Source organism: Pedobacter folensis, from assembly GCF_056490665.1.
Window position 1 is genome coordinate 962,823 of the sequence record NZ_JBWJIF010000001.1, and the last position, 22,217, is coordinate 985,039.

Annotated in this window: 22 protein-coding genes; 13 read left to right on the plus strand and 9 right to left on the minus strand. The window is 37.2% G+C overall.

Annotation, left to right across the window (positions count from 1 at the left end; genetic code table 11):
- The first annotated feature begins 49 nt into the window (after nucleotides 1–49).
- Both AC04QZ_RS03835 and AC04QZ_RS03840 read left to right on the plus strand, forming a co-directional pair.
- Nucleotides 50–910, plus strand: coding sequence for a nucleoside phosphorylase (locus AC04QZ_RS03835; protein ID WP_478356643.1), 861 nt, complete (start codon nucleotides 50–52; stop codon nucleotides 908–910).
- A gap of 160 nt (nucleotides 911–1,070) precedes the next feature.
- Nucleotides 1,071–2,936 (plus strand): tetratricopeptide repeat-containing sensor histidine kinase, encoded by a 1,866-nt coding sequence (locus tag AC04QZ_RS03840; RefSeq protein WP_478356644.1) that lies wholly within the window; start codon nucleotides 1,071–1,073, stop codon nucleotides 2,934–2,936.
- A gap of 58 nt (nucleotides 2,937–2,994) precedes the next feature.
- On the opposite strand, the gene AC04QZ_RS03845 is transcribed toward AC04QZ_RS03840, so the two are convergent.
- The gene (locus AC04QZ_RS03845; RefSeq protein WP_478356645.1) at nucleotides 2,995–3,390 is read right to left on the minus strand and encodes a DUF1398 domain-containing protein; all 396 of its coding nucleotides are present in this window, start codon (nucleotides 3,388–3,390) and stop codon (nucleotides 2,995–2,997) included.
- Nucleotides 3,391–3,393: 3 nt separating this feature from the next.
- Entirely contained in the window at nucleotides 3,394–4,443 is a 1,050-nt protein-coding gene (locus AC04QZ_RS03850) for an aldose epimerase family protein (protein WP_478356646.1), read from the minus strand.
- Between the two features lie 76 nt (nucleotides 4,444–4,519).
- On the opposite strand from AC04QZ_RS03850, the gene AC04QZ_RS03855 reads away from it, so the two are divergent.
- The 4 genes from AC04QZ_RS03855 to AC04QZ_RS03870 all read left to right on the plus strand — a co-directional run bounded on the left by AC04QZ_RS03855 (nucleotide 4,520) and on the right by AC04QZ_RS03870 (nucleotide 8,523).
- Nucleotides 4,520–5,686, plus strand: a complete 1,167-nt coding sequence (locus tag AC04QZ_RS03855) for a galactokinase (RefSeq protein WP_478356647.1) — start codon at nucleotides 4,520–4,522, stop codon at nucleotides 5,684–5,686.
- Nucleotides 5,687–5,748: 62 nt separating this feature from the next.
- Nucleotides 5,749–6,279, plus strand: a complete 531-nt coding sequence (locus AC04QZ_RS03860; protein ID WP_478356648.1) for an RNA methyltransferase — start codon at nucleotides 5,749–5,751, stop codon at nucleotides 6,277–6,279.
- Nucleotides 6,280–6,294: 15 nt separating this feature from the next.
- Nucleotides 6,295–6,960 carry a YdeI/OmpD-associated family protein gene (locus AC04QZ_RS03865; protein WP_478356649.1) on the plus strand — a complete coding sequence of 222 codons (666 nt, stop codon included), beginning with the start codon at nucleotides 6,295–6,297 and terminating at the stop codon, nucleotides 6,958–6,960.
- A gap of 237 nt (nucleotides 6,961–7,197) precedes the next feature.
- Nucleotides 7,198–8,523 carry an OmpA family protein gene (locus AC04QZ_RS03870; protein WP_478356650.1) on the plus strand — a complete coding sequence of 442 codons (1,326 nt, stop codon included), beginning with the start codon at nucleotides 7,198–7,200 and terminating at the stop codon, nucleotides 8,521–8,523.
- A 176-nt stretch (nucleotides 8,524–8,699) separates the two neighbouring features.
- On the opposite strand, the gene AC04QZ_RS03875 is transcribed toward AC04QZ_RS03870, so the two are convergent.
- On the minus strand, nucleotides 8,700–9,998 hold the full coding sequence (locus tag AC04QZ_RS03875) for a DEAD/DEAH box helicase (protein WP_478356651.1): 1,299 nt from the start codon (nucleotides 9,996–9,998) through the stop codon (nucleotides 8,700–8,702).
- Nucleotides 9,999–10,343: 345 nt separating this feature from the next.
- On the opposite strand from AC04QZ_RS03875, the gene AC04QZ_RS03880 reads away from it, so the two are divergent.
- Complete coding sequence (locus AC04QZ_RS03880; RefSeq protein WP_478356652.1) at nucleotides 10,344–10,508, plus strand: hypothetical protein; 165 nt, start codon at nucleotides 10,344–10,346, stop codon at nucleotides 10,506–10,508.
- Nucleotides 10,509–11,443: 935 nt separating this feature from the next.
- Complete coding sequence (locus AC04QZ_RS03885; protein WP_478356653.1) at nucleotides 11,444–12,466, plus strand: S66 peptidase family protein; 1,023 nt, start codon at nucleotides 11,444–11,446, stop codon at nucleotides 12,464–12,466.
- A gap of 184 nt (nucleotides 12,467–12,650) precedes the next feature.
- On the opposite strand, the gene AC04QZ_RS03890 is transcribed toward AC04QZ_RS03885, so the two are convergent.
- Together AC04QZ_RS03890 and AC04QZ_RS03895 are read right to left on the minus strand one after the other, a co-directional pair.
- A complete protein-coding gene (locus tag AC04QZ_RS03890) occupies nucleotides 12,651–13,967 on the minus strand; it encodes a nicotinamide mononucleotide adenylyltransferase (protein ID WP_086546469.1) in 1,317 nt (438 codons plus the stop codon).
- Between the two features lie 313 nt (nucleotides 13,968–14,280).
- Nucleotides 14,281–14,715 (minus strand): Hsp20/alpha crystallin family protein, encoded by a 435-nt coding sequence (locus tag AC04QZ_RS03895; RefSeq protein WP_478356654.1) that lies wholly within the window; start codon nucleotides 14,713–14,715, stop codon nucleotides 14,281–14,283.
- Between the two features lie 125 nt (nucleotides 14,716–14,840).
- Here AC04QZ_RS03895 and AC04QZ_RS03900 point away from each other — a divergent pair, with 125 nt between their 5' ends.
- Nucleotides 14,841–15,275: an acyl-CoA thioesterase gene (locus tag AC04QZ_RS03900; RefSeq protein ID WP_478356655.1), complete on the plus strand. Its 435-nt coding sequence runs from the start codon at nucleotides 14,841–14,843 to the stop codon at nucleotides 15,273–15,275.
- A gap of 135 nt (nucleotides 15,276–15,410) precedes the next feature.
- Here the strand turns inward: AC04QZ_RS03900 and AC04QZ_RS03905 are convergent, their stop codons facing one another.
- A complete protein-coding gene (locus AC04QZ_RS03905) occupies nucleotides 15,411–16,826 on the minus strand; it encodes an FAD-binding oxidoreductase (protein ID WP_478356656.1) in 1,416 nt (471 codons plus the stop codon).
- 1 nt (nucleotide 16,827) lies between these two features.
- Complete coding sequence (folB, locus tag AC04QZ_RS03910) at nucleotides 16,828–17,196, minus strand: dihydroneopterin aldolase (protein WP_478356657.1); 369 nt, start codon at nucleotides 17,194–17,196, stop codon at nucleotides 16,828–16,830.
- A gap of 113 nt (nucleotides 17,197–17,309) precedes the next feature.
- Between folB and AC04QZ_RS03915 the strand changes: the two genes are divergently transcribed.
- The 3 genes from AC04QZ_RS03915 (at nucleotide 17,310) to AC04QZ_RS03925 (ending at nucleotide 19,278) form a co-directional block, all read left to right on the plus strand.
- A complete protein-coding gene (locus tag AC04QZ_RS03915) occupies nucleotides 17,310–18,500 on the plus strand; it encodes an acyl-CoA dehydrogenase family protein (protein WP_478356658.1) in 1,191 nt (396 codons plus the stop codon).
- 82 nt (nucleotides 18,501–18,582) lie between these two features.
- Nucleotides 18,583–18,960 (plus strand): SRPBCC domain-containing protein, encoded by a 378-nt coding sequence (locus AC04QZ_RS03920; protein WP_086546475.1) that lies wholly within the window; start codon nucleotides 18,583–18,585, stop codon nucleotides 18,958–18,960.
- A 105-nt stretch (nucleotides 18,961–19,065) separates the two neighbouring features.
- Nucleotides 19,066–19,278 (plus strand): hypothetical protein, encoded by a 213-nt coding sequence (locus AC04QZ_RS03925; RefSeq protein WP_086546476.1) that lies wholly within the window; start codon nucleotides 19,066–19,068, stop codon nucleotides 19,276–19,278.
- A 71-nt stretch (nucleotides 19,279–19,349) separates the two neighbouring features.
- On the opposite strand, the gene lysA is transcribed toward AC04QZ_RS03925, so the two are convergent.
- Nucleotides 19,350–20,522, minus strand: a complete 1,173-nt coding sequence (lysA, locus tag AC04QZ_RS03930; protein WP_478356659.1) for a diaminopimelate decarboxylase — start codon at nucleotides 20,520–20,522, stop codon at nucleotides 19,350–19,352.
- A 165-nt stretch (nucleotides 20,523–20,687) separates the two neighbouring features.
- Here lysA and AC04QZ_RS03935 point away from each other — a divergent pair, with 165 nt between their 5' ends.
- Nucleotides 20,688–20,852, plus strand: a complete 165-nt coding sequence (locus AC04QZ_RS03935; RefSeq protein WP_158273013.1) for a hypothetical protein — start codon at nucleotides 20,688–20,690, stop codon at nucleotides 20,850–20,852.
- On the opposite strand, the gene AC04QZ_RS03940 is transcribed toward AC04QZ_RS03935, so the two are convergent.
- Nucleotides 20,841–22,154, minus strand: coding sequence for an aspartate kinase (locus tag AC04QZ_RS03940; protein WP_086546478.1), 1,314 nt, complete (start codon nucleotides 22,152–22,154; stop codon nucleotides 20,841–20,843). The two genes, AC04QZ_RS03935 and AC04QZ_RS03940, sit on opposite strands and share 12 nt — an antisense overlap.
- Nucleotides 22,155–22,217 lie beyond the last annotated feature (63 nt).

Genomic DNA, 22,217 nt, shown 5'->3' on the forward strand with positions numbered 1-22,217 from the left:
CTATAAATTCTGGTAATCAGTGAAATCTGCGGGCAAATATGAACCAAATATGAAAATATCAGAAAGCGACTTAATCATCAATCCTGATGGTAGCATATACCACCTAAATCTTTTACCTGGAGATATTGCCGATACTGTAATTACTGTTGGCGATCCCGATCGTGTGGGCGAGGTGAGTAAGTATTTCGATAAAATAGAGTTTAAGAAAGGCAAACGCGAATTTATTACCCATACAGGTTACGTAGGCAAAAAACGAATTACCGTACTCTCAACAGGGATCGGTACAGACAATATTGATATCGTTTTAAATGAACTAGACGCACTGGTTAATGTTAATTTTGAAACCCGTGAAATTAAAAAAGAGCTTACCTCATTAAATATTATCAGAATTGGCACTTCCGGAGCTGTCCAACCGGATATTCCAATGGGAACAATATTAGCTTCATCCTATGGCTTAGGGATGGATGCGCTAATGAATTATTATCTTCAGCAATTATCTGGTGATGAACAGCTTTTAATGGACGATATTAAAGCGCATTTTGGACACCTTAAAAACATTCACCCCTATTTAACGGCAGCAAGCGAAACACTGTTAAATACCATCGGTAAGGATATGGCAAAGGGCATTACCATTACTGCACCAGGCTTTTACGCCCCACAAGGCAGAATTGTCAGGGCTAAAAATGCCGTTCCCGATTTTATTGGTTTGATTAACAGTTTTAAGAGCAACCAATACCGGATTACCAATTTAGAGATGGAAACTGCCGGAATTTATGCTTTAGCGAAGGTTTTAGGTCACAAGGCACTTTCTATTAATGCCATTCTGGCCAGCCGGGTAAAATTCGAGTTTAGTAAAGCACCTGACAAAATTGTAGAGCAGGCCATAAAAATGGTTTTAGAAAGGATATAGATGATTTTAAATTCCTGTTTTAAGTATTGCATTAATCTGCTATATTTATTTTAAGCGATAAAACTACATGAAACGGGCTTTAACTATTTTGATCCTTTGCAACTGCTTTTTCTTGTCTGTTTTGGCACAGGGAAATTTATTGAGTAAAAAGCTGATCGAAATGAAAAAGATTGCCTTAACTCATTACAGCCTGCATCAAATGCGTCCTTATATCGACACATTGAACAGAATTTCCTATTTGTATTATAAGGAAAATCCGGATAGCAGTTGGGCTTACGCAGAAAAAGCCTACAAACTTGCTAATGAAGAAAAATATCTGGTGGGTATTGCACGGGCAAAACTAAATTTTTCGGGCAATTATTATTATCAGAAAAAATATGATAAAGCTTTTAAAGAGCTGAATAATGCCTACAGAATTGCGACTCAAACCTCCGATCAGGTTTTAATAGCAGTTTGTTTAAATAATATCGGACTCGCTTACGTACAGCAAAAAAATTATCCCATTGCACTTGGTCATTTTCACCGCTCTTTAGCATTGGCCAACAGCATTAAAGATTTTAATACGCAAATGCTCAGCAACTTTAACCTGGGTTTTTGTAATGCATTGCTTTTTGGCAAAGATAAAAAACAAGCTTACTTCAAAACTTCAATCCAACATTATCAGATTGCACAGGAAATAGCTAAAAAAATAAATAATATCACCTACATCTATACCTGTTATAATCGTATAGGAGATTTATATATCCTCAAAAATGATCACAAAAGTGCAATCAAATATTTCCAGATCGTTTTAAGCAATAAAAAAGAAGTTTCAGACTGGGAGCTTGGTGCTGCCTATGCAAGCCTTGCTAAAGCGAACATCGGATTGAAGAAATTTGATGATGCCATAAAATATGCTCAGGTAGGCTTTTCTATCGCAAAAAAAGATAACGACCACATCAATATCGATAAATCACTTACTGTATTGGCACAGTCTTACCAGGCAAAAGGTGACTTTAAAAATGCCTACAATACATTATCAGAAAAGATACGTTTCGCTGCGTTGGCTACTGATGAGGAAGCCAGGAAAAAGATAGATGAATTGCTCATCACTCAAAAAAACCTCGAAAATCAATATTTAACCAGAGAGATCTCGGTAAAAGAGAAAAATATTGAGCTCAGCCGCTTATTGATTATAGCAACTGTATTTTTCTCATTGGTCGTTACGGTTTTATTGGCCACGGTTTATCGCAAATCAAAGCAAAGAAGCAGATTGAATAGATTATTGGCCGATAATAACATCGATATCCTTCAACAGAAAGATCTGATCGCGCAACAGAATATAGAACTGCAAAATAACGACGATTATAAAAATAAACTGATACTGGTTATCGGTCACGATTTGCGTTCGCCATTTGCCACGACATTACAGGCAACCAAGTTTTTTAAAGAAGGTGATTTTAGTAAAGAAGAACTTGACCTTTTTATTGATGATTTTCAGGAAAAAATATTGAGCAGTCTGGAGATGTTGAATGATTTAATTATATGGACGAAAAATAATAAATCAACCAAGGCCAACAGAACCCCTTACAAACTCAATAGCGTAACCGATCTGGTAATTAAAGAATTGGCTCAGACTATTTCGTTGAAGCAGATATCCTTACATCACCACCATACCACAATAAACGATGTGGTATTAATAGATGAGAAACAGGTAATGGTTATCTTAAGGAACCTGATTACCAATGCCATTAAATTTACCAAACCGAGAGGCACTATTGAAGTTTTTTATAGTGCTGAGATGGCTACCAATAATATTTTTCTTCATATTAAGGATAATGGTGTTGGCATGGATCCCAAAAAAGCGGCCAGGCTTTTTGCTGTTTTTGGCGATGAAATGTCATCTAAAGGAACTGCCGGAGAATCAGGCCTTGGCATCGGCTTAAGTTTGGTTAACGATTTTGCCAGATTAAACGACATTAAAATCCAGATGAAAACGCAGGAAAATGGTGGAACCGAATTTATTCTGGGTTTTAGCCTTGTTTAATACACTCTGATCGTTCAATCAACCATCAGAGTGTATCGTTATAAATTAATCAGTTTGATTAAACGGTGGGAATATGCTCTTTTACCAGTTCATTCCCTTCTGCATCCAGATAGGTACAGGTCATTTCGTCCAGGTCAGTTACCCATTTTTCAACACCCGCATCTGCAGCTTGCTTACAAAATGTAAAATAATCGGTTTCTCCCTGCTGGTGTATTTTCAAAGCATGCGCCAGTTTATCAGAAGATGATGCTGTGTTGATCGTCAGGCCTGGATACTCGTCAGGACTTACCTGTTGAGCATTATCTTCATCATCAAAATAAATCGATAAGCCATTAGATACGTACACATCGTTACGTTTAACACCCATTTCCTTAATTTCTTTTATAAACTGAGGAAAATCTGCACCAGTTTTAATTTTTGATTCTGCTGCCCGGATGTTTTCGATCGTGAACATAATTTATCTGTTTAGTGAAACTTTATAAATGGTTGTTTGCGTGTACAAATCATCCGGTCTTAAAATGGTAGTTGGAAATGCTGGAATATTAACGGCATTTGGATGGTGTTGTGTTTCTACACAAAAGGCACCATAACTGTCATAATCCTTTCCGCCTTTACCGTTCTTTACGCCTAAATATTTTGCGGTGTACAAATGGGCTACCGGTTCTGTAGTATATACGCTTAAAACTAAACCGCTTTCTTCCTCAATTGTTTTGCTGGCCAGCGATAAATCGCCATAAATCTTGTCTAAAACGAAAGTTTGATCATATCCCTCATCCTCATTCCAATCCTGCCCTATCGCTTTAGATTTAGTAAAATCCAAAGGTGTACCTTCAACAGGGATTAATTTACCCGTTACCGAATAATTATCATCTTGTTCCAAATAATTTGAAGCGAAAATCTGTTGTTTATGGTTTTTAATGTTTCCACCTTCAGGAGCGAGATTAAAATAACTGTGGTGTGTTAAGTTAATCGCGGTAGCTTTATCGGTTTCTGCCTCATAACTTAATATCAGCTCATCATTGTCAGTCAGTTCGAATGTTAAATCAATAACCAGGTTTCCGGGAAAATTTTCCTCTCCATCCACACTTTCATATTGCAGGGTAACTGAGGGTTGTGCGCCATCATTAATTTCAACAATATCCCATACTTTTTTATCAAAACCTACTATACCGCCGTGTAGTGTATCGGTACCGGCGTTTTGTGCCAATTGATAAGTTTCATCATCAATCTGGACTCTTCCATTTTTAATGCGGTTGGCATATCGGCCAATTATAGCACCAAAATAAGGGTAGTTTGCCAAATAAGCTGGATTGAGGTATTCGTCAAAAGTATCGAAACCAAGCACGATATCCTGTTTTTCGCCTTTGGCATTCTTAACTACAAATTTGTTGATGATTGTACCATAATTGAATATTTTGACATAAGTGCCTTTGCTATTGGTTAGTTCGATTGCGATAACTTCTTCGCCATCAATAATTTTTCCGGTTGGTATTTGCTGAACGCTCATAAATTGTAACTTAGGGCTTTTGTTTCCTAAACAAACATACTATTATTAATGCTTTTTATAAATATATTTTAGCCAAATGAACATTAACCTAGAGGAAAAATTTGCCGAACAATACCATAAAAAAGCTGATGCCATTTATTTTACGCCCGGACGGGTTAACCTCATTGGCGAACATATTGATTATAATGGCGGTTTGGTTATGCCCTGCGCCATTACCTTAGGAACCTGGGTAGCCATAGCCCCAAATAACGATAAGCAATTTAGGTTTAAAAGTTTAAACTTCGATGTTCAAACAGCGGTAACAAGCAATACCATAAACGAAAAAGATGGTAGCTTATGGGCGAATTATCCTGTTGGGGTAATTAACGAATTTATCAAGGACGGTAAGGAAATTAACGGCTTAGATTTTCTGTTCTACGGAAACATTCCAATCGGATCAGGACTTTCTTCTTCAGCTTCTATAGAAATAGCTACCGCTTATGCCTTAAATACTTATCTAAATCTAGGTTATGATAAACTGGACCTCGTTAAAATCGCTAAACGTGTTGAAAATGATTTTATCGGTTTAAATTCGGGAATAATGGATCAGTTTGCGGTTGCTTTTGGAGAAAAAAACAAAGCAATTGTTTTAGATTGTGAAACTTTAAAATACAAAATGGTTGATGTTGATCTTGGCAATTATGTTCTGGCCATTATCAATACCAATAAACCACGGGAACTGGCCGATTCTAAATACAATGAGCGGGTTGCTGAATGCCAAATGGCACTAAAACTATTAAACGAAGAAATAACCCTTCATTATCTTTGCGAATTAACCGCTGAGAAATTTGCACTTCACAGTCATTTAATAACAGATCAAACGATCTTAAACCGTGCGACGCATGTAGTTAAAGAGAATGATCGCGTTCATTTAGCAGCTAAAGCACTAAATGGAGGAAATTTAGCAGAGTTTGGCCGTTTGATGTACGCCTCTCACGAATCTTTACGAACATTATACGAGGTAAGCGGAAAAGAACTGGATGCGGTAGTCGATTTTTGTACTGATTATGAGCACGTAATCGGCGCAAGGATGACGGGCGCCGGATTTGGTGGTTGTGCAATCGCTTTATTAGAGAAAGGTTTTGAAGAAGATTTTGCAAAACATTTAACAGATTACTACGTAGATAAGATCGGCTACCCGGCTGCCATTTACATTAGCGAAATTGGTAACGGGCCATATTTAATTACAGATCCTCAAAGATAAATACAGATTCGGCATCATAGCCAATCGGCATAATCCCCCGATCTGTGTAATCAATTAAAATAATGAGAAAATTAAAATTAGACGAGTTAAATCGTCCGGATATTGAAGAGTTTAAAGCACAGGAAAAGTTGCCTGTGGTAGTGGTTTTGGATAATGTCCGCAGTATGCATAACGTAGGCTCGATTTTCCGCACCGCAGATGGATTTGCCCTGGAAAAGGTTATACTTTGCGGTATTACGGCACAACCGCCACACCGCGAGATCGAAAAAACAGCATTAGGTGCCACACAATCTGTTGATTGGATACACTATGCCGATACCTTACAGGCTATTGACGCCTTAAGCGCTTTAGGTTATGAGATTGTTGCCATTGAGCAGGCAGAAAACAGCACCATGTTAAATACTTTCCAACCCGATCCACACAAAAAATATGCATTGATTTTCGGGAATGAGGTTGATGGTGTGAGTGATGAAGTGATGGCTAAAATTGATGAGTGTATCGAAATCCCACAATTCGGAACGAAACATTCTTTTAATATCGTAATTTCTGCAGGTATTGTTTTTTGGGATTTCTTTGCTAAATTAAGGTTATAGTCTTTCATAAGGGAAATGGAAAATCTATTCTTAAAAAAACTTCGCGTAAAATCTGGTAATGTGATTAAGGTAGCTAATGCTCCGGAGCAGGCGGATGCTATATTTGGCGATATCCCTTCGAATATTACGGTAAAATATAATGGAAAAGAAACTACGTTTAATGTATTGGTAGCTTTTGCCATAAACAAAGATCAGCTCGACCAGCAGATTAAAAACAATCTAGATTATATTGATGCCAGGACCATTATCTGGATATGCTACCCTAAAAAAACATCAAAAATCAAGTCTGATCTTGATCTGATGAAAAGCTGGGAAGAACTGAATACATTCGGTTTAACACCATGCGCATCAGCAGCAGTAAACGAAACCTGGACGGCTTTGCGTTTAAAACTCATTGCTGAAGTAAAACCATCCGGAATGCGGAACGATCATATTAAAACCAACGAGTTTGGTGAATATATCGATCCGGTGAATAAAATAGTCAAACTCCCTGAAGATTTAAAAACGCTATTAGAAAACCATCCCCAAGCATTCGATTACTTTAGTCAACTCGCTTATACCCACCGGAAAGAATATGTGCTTTGGCTTTTATCTGCAAAACAGGATAAAACGCGTGCAGGCAGGCTCGAAAAAACTTTAGAGATGTTATTAAACCATAAGAAAAATCCGTCAGACAAGTAGGATTTAAACCACTACATCACAGCTCTGAATTTAGATTTTGTATAGAATACTAGACAAAAAATGATGAGATCTTAAATCTAAAGTAACTTTTTTGTGAAATAATTTTACACCCCTAATCTTCTGATAACATGCTATTTGTAAGAAAAATTATGCTTTTGGCAGGGTTTTTTCTTAGTCCGTTCAAAACAGTACGATATAAAAACTGTTAAGAGACTAATATTTACAAAATAGAAAAACATGAATACAAGAATTACTAAATCAACAATGTTGATTGCTTTATTAGGTTTATCATCACAATTATTTGCACAGGAAACACTAACCAGCACCAGTGCTGCAGGCCGTTTCTCTCCTACTCAATTCCGTACCTGGTCTATAGGTGTTCATGGAGGTTTATTAACCCCGAGAACTATTTTTGGCAATTCGAACCATCAATTCGAAACGCCGGTTGAGCACATCGGTTACGGTGGTTACATTAAAAAACAAATTTTGCCATCATTGGGTATCCAAGCCGATTTCTTAGCTGGTAAAGTTGAAGAATTAAGAGCTGCAACTGGTACAGGTACTTTTATTCCGAATACTGGTTACAAAACCAATATCCAATGGTCTGGTGCTTTATCTGCTGTTTGGAACGTAGCAAACATCAGTATCAATCAGGAAAATGCAGTACTTATCCCTTACTTAAAAGCGGGTGCAGGTTACATGTCATCAGGCGCTACGACTAATCCTGCAAATGTACAGGATGCCGGATATTACAGAGAAGGTTGGTTTGTACCAGTTGGCGCAGGTGTTAAATTAGGTGTTGCTAAAGGTATTAATGTAGATTTAGGTTACGATGTTAATTTTGTTAAATCGGCTAAATTTGATGGATTTAATGGTCCAACTAACGACAGGTTTGCCTATGCACATGCTGGTTTAGAGTTTGCCATTGGAGATAAATCAAAACCTCAGTTACAAAACTACAGCTCTTTGGCAAATTTAAACAAACAAACAGCTGAAGAAAGTGCGGAGTTAAGAAGAGCATTATCAACTGCTGAGCAAAATGCACAACGCGATAGAGAGCAATATGCGAAAGATTTGGGTGATGATGATAATGATGGTGTAGCCAATAAATTCGACAAATGTCCGGGAACAGCATCAGGTACTGTAGTTGATGGTTCTGGTTGTCCAATTAAAGTTCAACGCGAAATTATTAAAGAAACCAAAGTAATTACTGAGGCTGACCGTAAAGTGGTTAGAGATGCGATTTCTAACTTAGAGTTCGATTTAGGTAAATCAACTATCCGTTCTAAATCATATGCTACTTTAAACCGCGTTGCTGGTTTATTGGTAGAGAAAAACTTTAGCTTAAAATTAGCTGGTCATACTGATAATACTGGTAGCAGAGAGTTAAACTTACGTTTATCTAAAGACAGAGCCGAATCGGTAAAAGCTTATTTAGTATCACAAGGTGCTAATGCATCAAGAATTGAAGCTACAGGTTACGGACCTGACCAACCAATTGCAACAAACAAAACTGCAGCTGGTCGTCAACAAAACCGTCGTGTAGAGTTTACGTTATACTAATCGTAAATAGCGATTAACAAAAAAGCTCCCCGGATTAATTTCCGGGGAGCTTTTTTTATTAAAACTACTGCGTCATGCTGAACTTGTTTCAGCATCTTTCACGCTTATAATATTAAAACACTTTCCAAAAGGTCCTGAAACAAGTTCAGGAGGACGATTCCAGGAAAATTGCATCGTTAAGACAAGCCCTTCTTATTTTTATAAGTCATTTTGGCCTTTGTACCCGCGCTGTAATTGTAGTTTTTTAAATTACTGGCTTTCTTTTCATGAAAAGCAGCACCTCGCTCAGAAGTTTCGTCTTCTTCAGCACCCTTCTTTTTCTTCGGTTTCGCGGCTGCATCAACTACTTTCAAATCTTCAGGTAATTCCATTACTTCCAATTTCTGACCAATGGCCTGCTCAATTTTTTTCACCTCAATCAATTCGATATCGGTAGAAAAAGTAATGGCCACCACATCTTCATCGCCATGTTTAACAATGCGCTGAATTAGCGTTTCTTTCTGCTCCGGTAATTCAAAATGCAGGATAAAAGGAATGCCTTCAATATTAAGTTCGCCTAAATTCTCGTTGGCTACAATTAAAACCCTTGCATCCGGATTATCTTTAAAGTCTTCAATATCATCATAACCTTTATCATCAAAAAACAGCGAACGGTAAATACTGATCTCCCCTTCTTTATGCTGATTAAAGTTCTTGTAAACTGTTTGTGCGGTTAAACGTGTATTGACAAAAACCACCACTTTATCAAAAACTTCGGTATCGTTTAATAATAAAGTTAACAGGTTAAGTTTGGTCCTGAAATTAGGTACCTGATAAAGCATCTGCTGATAAACTTCTGCTTGCTTTTCGCCTATTTCATCTACCTCAATTGTGGTAGTAGAATCTTTCATAAAAGGCGAAATCATATGGTTTAGTTTCTCGTGCATAACCTCAGTAAACACCACATGCTGAGATTTATAAGCGCTGTTGGCCAATTCTACAACCGGCAACTGTAAGCCTTTTTTAACAATAAGCTCTGCATTATCTACAATAAACAATTGTATTTTATTGGTATTTAAGGCTAATTTAAGGTACAATGCACGAGCCCGGTCAGGCACTGCAATAATAATATCACAGCCATCTGTAATCTCATTCATTTGTGTATCAACAGCACCACGGCTGTCAATTCCTAAAATCCTGAAGGTACTGTTCCGGTTCAATAATTTAAATTGCTCCAAAACATGATCTACATGTTCTGCATCTGGCACTAAAATTAAAGCTCTTGGTGCTTCTTCAAAAGCATACTTCAACTTCATTAAAGTAGCTAAAACATAAGTTGTTGTTTTTCCCGACCCCTCTGGTCCTACCGCTATAACATCTTGTCCACCTAAAATGCGCGACATTGTTCTGGCTTGGATTTCTTTTGGCGTTAAAAATCCTGCATCAGTCATAGCCGCTACAAGTGGTTTGCTGAGTTTTAATTTATCTAAAGACACAATTACTATTTTAATGTTTGAACTGCAAATATCCTTAAAATAATTAGCTTTTCTGAAATTGAATTTAAAGGCTTCAAAACTGATGGGACAAGTTGCAGAATAAATTTGCACGGCTTTCCAATTTATCCAATTAAAAATGAGCCATTTTTTAGTAGGTTTATCTGGCTGGAGCCTGCATTCCTAATAAAACAACCATCCATATGAAAAATTATTTTACTGAAAATGAATTAGTTGAAATATTTATTAAAATAAATACTACTAAATCTATAGATATTATATACTTATTTCTATATTTGCTCAACATTAATCACTAACAAAAAATATGTTGAACAATTAAACGCTAAAATGATGTCGATTTATTTTCAATACCCAGCTATAGATGACTATCCTAAACTCATTTATCCCTTACAAACCGGAACAGATGAGCCAGCATTTGCAAAGGATGAAGATAGCTTAAATAAAGAACAGATTTTAGAATTAAGAGATTATTTGGCATTAAAGCAATTATAAAAACAGGGCCAGTTGACCGATTGGAAGGTTGGAGTTTCATAAACTCTTTACGATGGTTCGAATCCATTACTAGGCCGCAAAGTGTATCTCATAGCACTTTACCCTGATTCTGCTCAATCAGGCAAGATTTGGTTATCTTATATTTGTTTTGTTGTTAGCAAAGGCTATCCGCGATGGATAGCCTTTAATTTTTAAACTCACCAGCAGCTCATCTCTTATTGTCCTAGACGGTATTTCTTAATAGTGAGTAATTATTAAGCAGTTTTGTTATCATTAAGGAGTTAAGCAAGTTAAGGTTTGGAAATGGGTTCTTTCATGTACTTAACCTTATTGGTGTGTGATATAGTGAAGGTTTTACCATTAGGGAATTCAGAACAATTAAGTTAGACGGTATTTCTTAATAGTTAATAATTATTATGAAGTTCTGTTATCATTAAGAAGTTAAGAAAGTTAAGGTTTGGATATGGGTTCTTTCATGTACTTTACCTTTTAATGGTGTGCGATAGAGTGAAAGTTTTGCCATTAGGGAATTCAGAACAATTAAGTTAGACGGTATTTTTAAATTGTTTAGAAGCGCAATTGCAGTGCTCATCGTAAAGGCTTCTTCCTGCTGTCCGCTTCAATCTTTTTGTAAAAATTTCCGAAAATAGAACATAATGGTGCCAAAAAGTATTTCCGCTCCCATCAAGGCTATTGAGCAGATACAACGATTTAAAAGTGATTTCGCGGACAGTGAATAGGATAAGATTATTTTTTTTCAAAATCTCAAAACATTTTATTTCATTCTTGGTTATTTATATAATTCACATTATACTAATCTTTTACAGATTAATTTGTTTGGTTTAAAAAGGGATTTATGGATATAAATCCCTTTTCTTTTATGCAAATATTTTAAATCATATCTTAGCCCAATCAATATCACACCTATACTTTAGATGAACAGAAAATATTTCCTTTCTTCGTTTATTGCAGCCACAACTGTACTTCCTGCTTTTAAAACACTCGCCAATACCATTGAAAGTGAATCTTCGTCATTTAAAATTCCCCCGCATTTAAAACCTGGTGATTGTATTGGGATTACAAGTCCGGCAGGGTACATTACACAAGCGCAAATCCAACCTTCCGTTTTACAAATGCAGAGCTGGGGATTTACCATAAAAGTTGGCAATACCATTGGCAAACGCGATTTTACCTACGGCGGAACGGATGAGGAACGGCTGGCTGATTTTCAGCAAATGCTGGAGGATCCAACAATCAAAGCGATTATGTGTGCACGAGGTGGTTATGGTTTTGTACGGATTATCGATAAACTAGATTTCTCTTCATTTAAAAGAAACCCAAAATGGATTATTGGTTTTAGTGATATCACCGTTTTGCATTGTCACCTGTCCAGAAATTATGGCATTGCCTCTATTCACGCTAAAATGTGTAATAGTTTCCCCGATGACTGGAGCAAAGCTGAACCCATACAGATTGAAACGATCCTGTCTATTAAAAATGCACTAATCGGTGAACAAATGGGCTATATTGCTCCTGTTAATATCAATAACAGATTAGGCAAGGTTGATGGTGTTTTAGTTGGGGGAAACCTGAGTATTATCGAAACTTTGGCTGGTAGCGATTCCGATTTAGACACCAAAGGTAAAATCCTTTTCATCGAAGATACCGGCGAATACCTCTACAGTATCGATAGAATGTTATGGAATTTAAAACGTAGTGGCAAACTGAAAAACCTTAAGGGATTAATTGTTGGTGGCTTTAAAGTTAAACTTGATGATGAGGGGGAAGAATTTGGCAAAACTATTTATGATATCGTTCTAGAAAAAGTAAAGGAATACAGCTATCCTGTTGCTTTTGATTTTCCTGTGGGGCACCAGCGGAACAACTTCGCTTTAAAGTGTGGTGTAAACCATACTTTCATCGTAAACGAAACAGGCTCAACGCTAAGAAGTATTTAATTTCTAATTGTACCTCATAAATTTATGAAAAATTGGACCTGTATTATTTTAAAACTTAGGTGAGCTTAGGTAGCTAAGGTGGTTACTCAATTAATAAAAATATTACGCTTGGCTTGACGATAGCTTATCAACCACCTCACCTAAGGTCATCTTAGATGGAATTGATCATGACGAATATGAAGAACTAAACGGTCTTCACTTCGTCTTCGCTGTAATCCTTAATATCAGTAATATACCCGTTAATCAAAAGAAAATCAAACAAGGGTTTTGCTTCTGGTGTAACCGGCATATTTTCTGTAGTGATTACCTGATTGGTCTTTTTATCCAGGAAAGGATAAGCAAATAACCGCACATTAGTATTAAACATATCGTTAACGTAGCTTAATAACTGACCTGAATAATTCTCGCCGCTAAAGTTTTTAGCGTTGAATACAAATTTTAAGTTGTTGATGTTCGTAGCTAAACCAACACTTTTTGGCTTACACCTGGCCAGGTATTTAGCAAGACGGTTGTGTCGGGTAAAATTAGAAACGATAACAATATTTCCGGTATCGCACATTTCCTGAGCGCGTTTAGCCACTGCTTCTAAATCGATATCATCTGGCGTTTCTTGTGCATCGGTTAACACATTAGTTAATAAAACTTCTATCATTACCGCCAGATTTCCTTCTTCTACTTTATTTGTACGCTTAAACTGATCGGTGGCTTTATTAAACAGATTAAAGTTAGGTAATGATTTCTGACCGTATTTGGTCCTTAAAATCATAATATCCTTTTTATACAAAAGATCTTTAGCCTGGCGAGGGTGCGCATCCGAATCAAAAATCGCAGCTGCCGAGAAATCCTTCATAATCATATACAAATTAAGCAGAATATTGTCTACACCTGGAAAAGCTGGTCCTTTAACCGAAATCAGATCGATTTCTACCGAACCTATGGTTAAGTTATCGGCGAGCGATTCTACCATCAGTTTTGGATCCTGGTAATGGTAAAATGCAGCATAAAGTAAATTTACACCAATAATGCCCAAAACCCTTTGCTGCATATTTACATCGGTATCCAGCAAGCGCACGTGGAAAAATATCTCGTTAGGCAATCCTCCGGGCTCATTTTGGAAACGGATTCCAACCCAGCCATGTGGTTCGTTTGTACGTTTGTAATTTAGGGTTGTTACCGTATCTGCGAAGGCAAAAAAGGTACGACTTTCGTATTTTTCGCCTGACAAACGTTCGTTAAGTAAACCAAATTCGTGATCGAGCATCTGTAAAAGCCTGTTCTGACTCACATAACGACCATTCGTCTCTGCTCCGTAGATGGCATCGCTAAAAGTCATATCGTAAGCCGACATGGTTTTGGCAACTGTTCCGGATGCGGCACCAGCATTAAAAAAATTTCGTGAAACTTCTTGTCCCGCTCCAATTTCGGCAAAAGTGCCGTAAATTCTTGGGTCAAGGTTTATTTTAAGTGCTTTACGCTTCGTATCCAGAATTTCTCTCTCCATGCCGCAAAAGTACAAAAAATTGAGATTAAGCTAATTTTAAGAATGTAACTTAAAATCAATCTAAATACTTAAGCTATTGAAATACCTCGCTATGCAACGTCATTTCGACTGAAGCGGAATGAAATGACGATTTTACTCCAAAAAAAATAAGGTTAATGCCATCCAGCATTAACCTTATAAAACCTAAACTTAAACTATTATGAAACCTGCATCAATTCTCCATTACATCTACCTCAAATCCACCTGATGCAAGTCTCATAACCTTTGAAAAAACTAAACTATTATGAAAAATCCTCTCCCGAGAAAATCTTGATTACGATACTACAATTTCTTTGTGTTGCAATTTAGCATCGTCTTTTTTACTGATATTGATCGATAAAATACCGTCTTTATATTCGGCAGTAATGTTATCACCATCAGCGCTATCTGGTAAATTAAATGATCTTGCAAATGAGCTATAATCAAATTCTTTACGTGTAAAATCTTTAGCTACCTGGGTTTCTTCTTTTTTAACTTCTGCCCAAACTGAAAGGGTATCTTTCTTTAAATTGATCTGAAAATCTTCTTTTTTCAAACCTGGAGCAGCTAACTCAATAACATACGCGGTTTCATTTTCGTAAATATTCACATTTGGCGATTTATCAACCATTTTGTTTTTACTTACTGCATCGCTAAACAATGAATCAAAAACATTGTTAAAGTAAGGAGCTGTGTTACGGGTTCTGTTGTTAAAATTTACTAGTGTCATATCGCTTATTCTTTATTTTTTTTAATTTTTAAATTGATAATACACCATATTCAACTTACATACCAAAGCAAATATTTATGATTTTTAAGACATTTTGGCAAAATAAATCCAAATCAAAAGACAAATTGGCAGAAATAAAGAATTTCTCAGACAAATTCAACTATAAAACCAATGTCCATTTGCGCTTTATTGATTTCGATATGATGGGTCATGTAAACAACTCGGTCTACTTTACCTATCTGGAAATTGCCAGAACTAAATACTGGGAAGAAATTATAAAGTGGGATTGGAAGAAAACAGGTATTGTAATCGCCCATGCGGAATTAGATTACATTCTACCTATTGTAATGCATGATAAAATTGCCATCCATGTCAAAACATCGAGAATTGGCAACACGAGCTTCGACTTAGACTATCAGATTGTTAAAATAAAAGGAGCCGAAGAAATAATATGCAGTAAAGGAAAAACGGTTTGCATTGCTGTTGATTATGCAACAGGCAAACCAACTGAATTACCAGAAGAAGAGAAGCAAAAGATGCTTGGGTTTGAGCAGTTGTAAAAAAAAACAGATCATCATCTCGGCTAAAGCGCAGTCCAGAATTTTCCGGAGAGAGATCTAGATTAAATAATCCTGAGATAGATTTCTCGACTACGTTGCACTCCGCTCGAAATGACGACTCTTTTTTAATGTTTCCTAAGAATGAGACACATCAGGCATAATCTTCCCTGGATTTAATATCCCCTTGGGATCGAAAACATTTTTAATGCCCCTCATTAAATTCAGGTGGATTTCAGAATACTTAATCGGCATAAACTCCTTTTGCACCAGACCGATTCCATGTTCGCCCGATAATGTTCCGCCCAAAGCAGTGGTTAATTCGAATATTTCAGCAATACCGAACTTAAGTTTATTTTTCCAGTCCTCATCACTCATGCCGGCTTTTATAATATTTACGTGTAGGTTTCCATCACCTGCGTGACCATAACAAACACTTTCAAAACCGTACTTGGCACCAATTTCTTTAATTCCATTAACAAGTTTAGGTAAAGCTGCTCTCGGCACAACGGTATCTTCCTCTTTATACACCGAGTTTGATTTAACCGATTCGGCCATGGTTCTGCGCATGCGCCACAATTCTTCTTTTTGAGCGGCTGTATCAGCAAATAACACATCCGTACAGTTGTGTTCTTCTAAAACGACATTGGTTTTCTCGCAGTTTTTAAAAATATCATCCAAATCATCTCCATCAAACTCAATCATCAACAACGCAGCAACATCATCTTTTAAATCGAATTTAATATCATCGAATTTAATTACCCACTCCACTCCTTTCCGCTCCATAAACTCCAATGCCGATGGGGTTACCCCTGCCCTAAAAATTGCAGAAACAGCTGCGCATGCATCTTCATTAGTGCTAAAAGAGCCCATCATTAAAACAGACTGACTCGGTTTTGGCAGTAATTTGGTCACGATTTTAGTCACCACAGCCAGCGTACCTTCTGATCCGATCATTAACTGCGTTAAGTTATAACCCGATGCATATTTTAAAGTATTGGCACCTGTCCATATAATATCGCCATTAGGCAGAACCACTTCAAGGTTTAAGATATACTCGCGTATGGTTCCATATTTTACTACCCTTGGTCCACCAGAACCATGGGCTACATTGCCACCGATAAAGCAAGATCCTTTACTGCTTGGATCAACGGGATAGAGAAGTCCTTTTTCGGCTACCGCATTGATAAATTCCTCGGTAATTACGCCCGGCTCAACTGTAGCCTGCAAGTTTTCGGTATCAATATCAAGAATGGCCTTAAATTTCTCCATCGATAAAGAAATACCGCCATAAATCGGCAAAGCTGCACCGCTCAAACCTGTTCCACCTCCACGTGGCGTAACCGGAACATGGTGTGCATTACATATTTTCAATAAAGCAGAAACCTCTTCAGGTGTTGTTGGCTTCACGACAACCTCTGGCTGATAACGCAAATCCTCGGTTTCATCATGACTGTAATTTTCTAAACTATCAGCATCAGTAAAAACTTTCTCTGCTCCAACAGCAGCTTTAATTTCTGCTAAAATTTCTGGATTTATCTTTGTAAAATTCATTTTAATTGGCTGATGTATAAGTAAGTTTAACAAAAGAATGCCCGATCTGGCCCGGCATTGGTGGATTTAATTTCTTCATACTCACCTGTACAGTTTCAACAAAAGGGTACAATTCAATCACTTTTGAAATGATATTCTTCAAAACGGTTTCTAAAAGCTTCTGTGTATGCTTCATTTCTCCGATAATGATGGCATTCAAATCTTCATAATTAACAGTCTGCCCCAGTTCATCATCAAAACCTTGCGGTGTAAATTCTGTTTCAAGATCGACAACAAAATGATTTCCAATAAGTTGCTCTTCCGGATAATACCCATGTAAGGCAAAGCATTTTACATCTTTTAACGCTACGGTTTGTTTGAAATGGCTCATGTATGTTTTGTATGCTGCAAAATTAATTTTTTATTCATGAATATAATGCCCCTTGCCGTAAATTGTTACCTTTGAAATTAACGCGATTTCTTAACCAGATAACACGAAATTACATGAGCAAATCAGCAAAAAAGGACCTGTACGAGGCACCAGACTATTATTTATTAGACGAATTGTTAACCGATGAGCACAAATTAATTCGTGCTACGGCCAGAGAGTGGGTAAAAAAAGAAGTAAGTCCGATTATTGAAGATTATGCGCAAAAAGCAGAATTTCCAAAACATTTAATAAAAGGTTTGGCCGATATTGGTGCCTTTGGCCCTACTATTCCGGTTGAATATGGTGGTGCAGGGCTAGATTATACAGCTTATGGCATTTTAATGCAGGAAATAGAACGGGGTGATTCTGGAATCCGTTCTACTGCATCTGTTCAGGGTTCCTTGGTTATGTATCCAATTTATGCTTATGGCACTGAAGAACAACGTAAAAAATATCTCCCTAAACTAGCCAGTGGAGAAATGATGGGTTGTTTCGGATTAACGGAACCAGATCATGGTTCCAATCCGGGTGGCATGGTAACCAATATAAAAGATGCTGGGAGCCATTACATTTTAAACGGCGCAAAAATGTGGATCAGTAATGCACCATTTGCCGATATTGCAGTGGTTTGGGCAAAAGACGAATCTGGAAAAATAAGGGGATTGATCGTAGAGCGTGGAATGGAAGGTTTTTCTACACCAGAAACACATCATAAATGGAGTTTACGCGCATCTGCTACAGGTGAGCTGGTTTTTGACAACGTCAAAGTACCTAAAGAAAATATTTTCCCTGAAATCAGTGGATTAAAGGGCCCCTTAGGCTGCTTAAATCAGGCCCGTTATGGTATTGCCTGGGGTGCACTGGGCGCAGCAATGGACTGTTATGATACCGCTTTACGTTATTCGAAAGAGCGTGTTCAGTTTGGGAAACCGATTGGTGGCTTTCAGTTACAGCAAAAGAAATTGGCCGAAATGGTGACTGAAATTACCAAAGGTCAGCTTTTGGTTTGGCGCTTGGGTGTATTAAAAAGTGAAAACAGGGCCTCAGCCGAGCAAATATCGATGGCGAAGAGAAACAGTGTGGAAATTGCACTCGATATTGCACGTAATGCCCGCCAAATGCTTGGTGGAATGGGCATTACAGGTGAATACTCAATTATGCGCCACATGATGAACCTGGAATCGGTTGTAACCTACGAAGGAACGCATGACATACATTTACTCATTACCGGAATGGATGTAACCGGATTAAATGCATTTAAGTAACTGATTTTAACTTTATCCACTTTTATTCAACCTTATTTTCACATTACATCCTTAGCTTTGCGCTTCATATCAAAAAATATTTATGGACTTTAAAAAATACACCTACATACCTGCCCCACCAGAAGAAGTTTATTTAGCACTTACCAAAGAAACCAGCATAAAGTTATGGACTGGTGCCGAAGTTGAATTTGAAGAAGCACCTGAAACTGAATTCTCTTTCTGGGATGGTGACATTACAGGCAAAAATATTGAGTTTGTTTACGGTAAACAGATTGTACAGCAATGGTATTTTGGAGAAGAAAACGAACCTTCTATTGTAACCATCAAACTTCATGAAGATAAAAAAGGAACTTCGTTAGAGTTTAAACAAACCAACATTCCCGATGAAGACTACAAAGATTTTACTGAAGGAATCCAGGAATATTTCCTTGGAGGATTGGTAGATTTCTTTGACGAATAAATTAGCCGAAATTTAAAGGTAGCGAGTAAGCTTTCTTCAGGTTATAAATTCTAATAAAAACTTATCGAAGCCTTTACTGTTCTGATATAAATAGAATCAAATATCATGAACAGAACATTAGGACTTGTATTAATCGTTGTGGGCATTGCCATGCTCATCTGGACAGGCTTTACTTATACCAAAAAAGAAAAACTAGTTGATGCCGGCCCCATTCAAATATCTGCCGACAGAGAAAAAGCTGTTAACTGGCCACCATATGTGGGTGGTATTATTTTAGTAGCTGGTGTATTTGTATTGGTGGCTTCGAAGAAGAAATAAGAAGTTTGTCATGCTGAGCCTGTCGAAGAACTTTAAAGCATTTCAACAGGCTCAATGTGACATCAGAACATCTATATCTCTGAACTATAAACTGACCTTATCGCGTCTCTTAAGTTATATTTTGAAGCCATTACTTCTCCATAAGCACCTGCACTACGGATGGCAAAAATATCGCCCCTAAAAGATTCTGGTTGCTCTACCTCTTTGCCAAAACAATCGGTACTTTCGCAAATCGGTCCTACAATATCATATTTTAGAGCAGTAGACTCCGGACTTCCGACTTCAGACTTCCGACTTAAATTTTCGATTTTGTGATAAGCCTGATACAATGCCGGACGCATTAATTCTGTCATACCTGCATCTAAAACCACAAAGTTTTTCTTCTTTCCGTTTTTAATGTAGAGTACTCTGGTAATTAACGATGCCGATTGGCCAACTAAAGCTCGTCCCAATTCAAAATGCACTTCCTGGCCAGGTTTAACTGTCAAAAACTCACTGAAAATTTTAAAGTAAGATTTGAAATCCGGAATCTGGTGATCAGGATTGTGATAATCGATACCTAAACCACCGCCAACGTTTAATACCTGAAGGTTAAATCCTTTATCTTCAAACCATGCGGCAAACTCGTTAACACGAACGCAAAGATTTTTATAGACATCCAGGTTGGTAATTTGTGAACCAATATGAAAGTGGATTCCAATAAATTTAAGATTTGATGAAGCTTTTAAGGTATCGGCACATTCAGGCAAATCCCATGAATTAATCCCAAATTTATTTTCATCCAAACCAGTGGTAATGTTATGGTGTGTATGTGCATCAACGTTGGGATTGATACGGATAGCCACCTGAGCGGTTTTACCTTTTTTACCGGCAAGTTCATTTAAAACTTCTAACTCCTGAATAGATTCTACGTTAAAACAGAAAATATCCAGATCTAAGGCCTCATTAATTTCCTTATCTGATTTACCCACTCCGGCAAATACAATTTTTTTATGGTCAAAGCCCACTTCAACTGCTCTTCTTACCTCACCTGCACTCACACAGTCTGCACCAAAACCAATTTCTTTGATCTGGTTTAACAGCACACTATTGAAATTCGCTTTTAGTGCATAATGGATATGAAATTGATATGGAGCCGCTGCATCTGCACAAGTGCGCAAGGTTTTTTGCAACAGATCGGTATCGTAGTAGTAAAAAGGCGTTTCAATATTGTTAAACTTTGATATATCTTTATCGGCGAACATGTTCAAATTCCTTATTATAATTTTAATTTTATTCTTTGGGCTAATTTATTTGGGTAACTACCTGGATTTAAAGCATGGAAGAATTACCCAGAAACAATACAATGGTAAAATCCGATTTTTTATCGTGTTACTTTTCATTGTACTGTTCCTCTTATTTATCAAAAAATGAAGATAGCAGCTGCCATATTTATTGTTCTTATCCTTTCTGCAGGATTGTATAACTCCTACAAAAAATATAAAAACGGATTATTACCATCAAGCTTTCTGGCTTTTCACTTCCTTATCGGATTGCTGGTCATCATCGGCGCCTTTTTCCTCTTATTCGAATAATCTATTGTGCAGACTTCTTAAAGCCTCCGTTTTATATTCGCTTAATATTAACAGCGAAACGTTATAGTTGCTACCTCCGTAAGAAATCATACGGATCGGAATGTGTTTTAAACCTTCCAAAACCCTGCTGGCAAAACCATGTTTCTCCGAACCGAAATCGCCCACCACACATACAATACTGTGGTTGGTATCTACTTCTACTGTTCCGAAACTTTCCAGTTCTTCGATAATTTGTGGTAAATGGGCTGTCTCGTCGATGGTTAACGATACGGCAACCTCAGAAGTGGTAATCATATCGATCGGTGTTTTGTAACGTTCAAAAACCTCAAAAACCCTACGTAAGAAACCATAAGCCAGCAACATACGGCTCGATTGAATACGGATTGCCGTAATACCATCTTTAGCAGCTATTGATTTAATTTTACCTCTTTCGCTATCATGGGTAATCAAAGTACCCGCTGCAGAAGGTTCCATGGTGTTTAACAAACGAACCGGAATTTTATATTTCTGTGCAGGAAAAACGGATTGAGGGTGTAAAATTTTCGCACCAAAATAGGCCAGCTCGGCTGCTTCATCAAAAGATAATTGCGCAATTGGTTTAGTTCCTTTTACAATACGCGGATCGTTGTTGTGCATGCCGTCAATATCCGTCCAGATTTGAACTTCTTCAGCCAGGATTGCCGCCCCCAATAATGAGGCAGTATAATCGCTTCCGCCACGACGCAGGTTATCTACTTCTCCAAAACTATTGCGGCAGATGTATCCTTGTGTGATGAATAATTTATTGTCTTTATGTTGCTCCAACAAAGGTGTTAAGTGCTTTGTGGTAAAAGGAATATCAGGTTCGTTATCTTCATCCGTTTTCATAAAATCTAAAGCAGGTAATAGTACTGATGGTACACCGATCGACTTTAAATAGATATGATATAACGTTGTAGACAATAATTCGCCCTGTGCCAATACCACTTTCTCTTCAATTGAAGTGAAAATATCATTTGCCAATCCGGCTAAGAAACCGAAGTGATAATCGATTACTTCATTTCCCTGCTCCTGGAATTCGGCTGCAGGCAATAACTCAACAACAAAAGTTTTATATTTTTGATATAGATTTTCGACGCACTCGCTTCCCTTCTTCTTATCTCCAGCTAAAAAATAATTTGCAATTTCTACTAAACTATTTGTAGTACCAGACACAGCTGATAAAACTACAATCTGCTCTTCATTTGGATTAATGATATCCAACAACTTCGTCATGCGCTCAGGACTACCTACAGAGGTACCCCCAAATTTTAATATTTTCATTTTAATACTGGAATATGTAATTTTCTTTATTATTGTATCGGGGCGTGAAATTAAACAAAAGCA

Bases quoted from the DNA above. Each gene is read 5' to 3' on its own strand.
- AC04QZ_RS03940 (WP_086546478.1), bottom strand. From the start codon at position 22,154: ATGAAAATATTAAAATTTGGGGGTACCTCTGTAGGTAGTCCTGAGCGC.
- AC04QZ_RS03915 (WP_478356658.1), top strand. From the start codon at position 17,310: ATGAGCAAATCAGCAAAAAAGGACCTGTACGAGGCACCAGACTATTAT.
- AC04QZ_RS03895 (WP_478356654.1), bottom strand. From the start codon at position 14,715: ATGACACTAGTAAATTTTAACAACAGAACCCGTAACACAGCTCCTTAC.
- AC04QZ_RS03885 (WP_478356653.1), top strand. From the start codon at position 11,444: ATGAACAGAAAATATTTCCTTTCTTCGTTTATTGCAGCCACAACTGTA.
- AC04QZ_RS03935 (WP_158273013.1), top strand. From the start codon at position 20,688: ATGAAGATAGCAGCTGCCATATTTATTGTTCTTATCCTTTCTGCAGGA.
- AC04QZ_RS03860 (WP_478356648.1), top strand. From the start codon at position 5,749: ATGAGAAAATTAAAATTAGACGAGTTAAATCGTCCGGATATTGAAGAG.
- AC04QZ_RS03845 (WP_478356645.1), bottom strand. From the start codon at position 3,390: ATGTTCACGATCGAAAACATCCGGGCAGCAGAATCAAAAATTAAAACT.
- folB (WP_478356657.1), bottom strand. From the start codon at position 17,196: ATGAGCCATTTCAAACAAACCGTAGCGTTAAAAGATGTAAAATGCTTT.
- AC04QZ_RS03850 (WP_478356646.1), bottom strand. From the start codon at position 4,443: ATGAGCGTTCAGCAAATACCAACCGGAAAAATTATTGATGGCGAAGAA.
- lysA (WP_478356659.1), bottom strand. From the start codon at position 20,522: ATGTTCGCCGATAAAGATATATCAAAGTTTAACAATATTGAAACGCCT.
- AC04QZ_RS03835 (WP_478356643.1), top strand. From the start codon at position 50: ATGAAAATATCAGAAAGCGACTTAATCATCAATCCTGATGGTAGCATA.
- AC04QZ_RS03840 (WP_478356644.1), top strand. From the start codon at position 1,071: ATGAAAAAGATTGCCTTAACTCATTACAGCCTGCATCAAATGCGTCCT.
- AC04QZ_RS03870 (WP_478356650.1), top strand. From the start codon at position 7,198: ATGAATACAAGAATTACTAAATCAACAATGTTGATTGCTTTATTAGGT.
- AC04QZ_RS03905 (WP_478356656.1), bottom strand. From the start codon at position 16,826: ATGAATTTTACAAAGATAAATCCAGAAATTTTAGCAGAAATTAAAGCT.
- AC04QZ_RS03880 (WP_478356652.1), top strand. From the start codon at position 10,344: ATGATGTCGATTTATTTTCAATACCCAGCTATAGATGACTATCCTAAA.
- AC04QZ_RS03925 (WP_086546476.1), top strand. From the start codon at position 19,066: ATGAACAGAACATTAGGACTTGTATTAATCGTTGTGGGCATTGCCATG.
- AC04QZ_RS03920 (WP_086546475.1), top strand. From the start codon at position 18,583: ATGGACTTTAAAAAATACACCTACATACCTGCCCCACCAGAAGAAGTT.
- AC04QZ_RS03865 (WP_478356649.1), top strand. From the start codon at position 6,295: ATGGAAAATCTATTCTTAAAAAAACTTCGCGTAAAATCTGGTAATGTG.
- AC04QZ_RS03890 (WP_086546469.1), bottom strand. From the start codon at position 13,967: ATGGAGAGAGAAATTCTGGATACGAAGCGTAAAGCACTTAAAATAAAC.
- AC04QZ_RS03855 (WP_478356647.1), top strand. From the start codon at position 4,520: ATGAACATTAACCTAGAGGAAAAATTTGCCGAACAATACCATAAAAAA.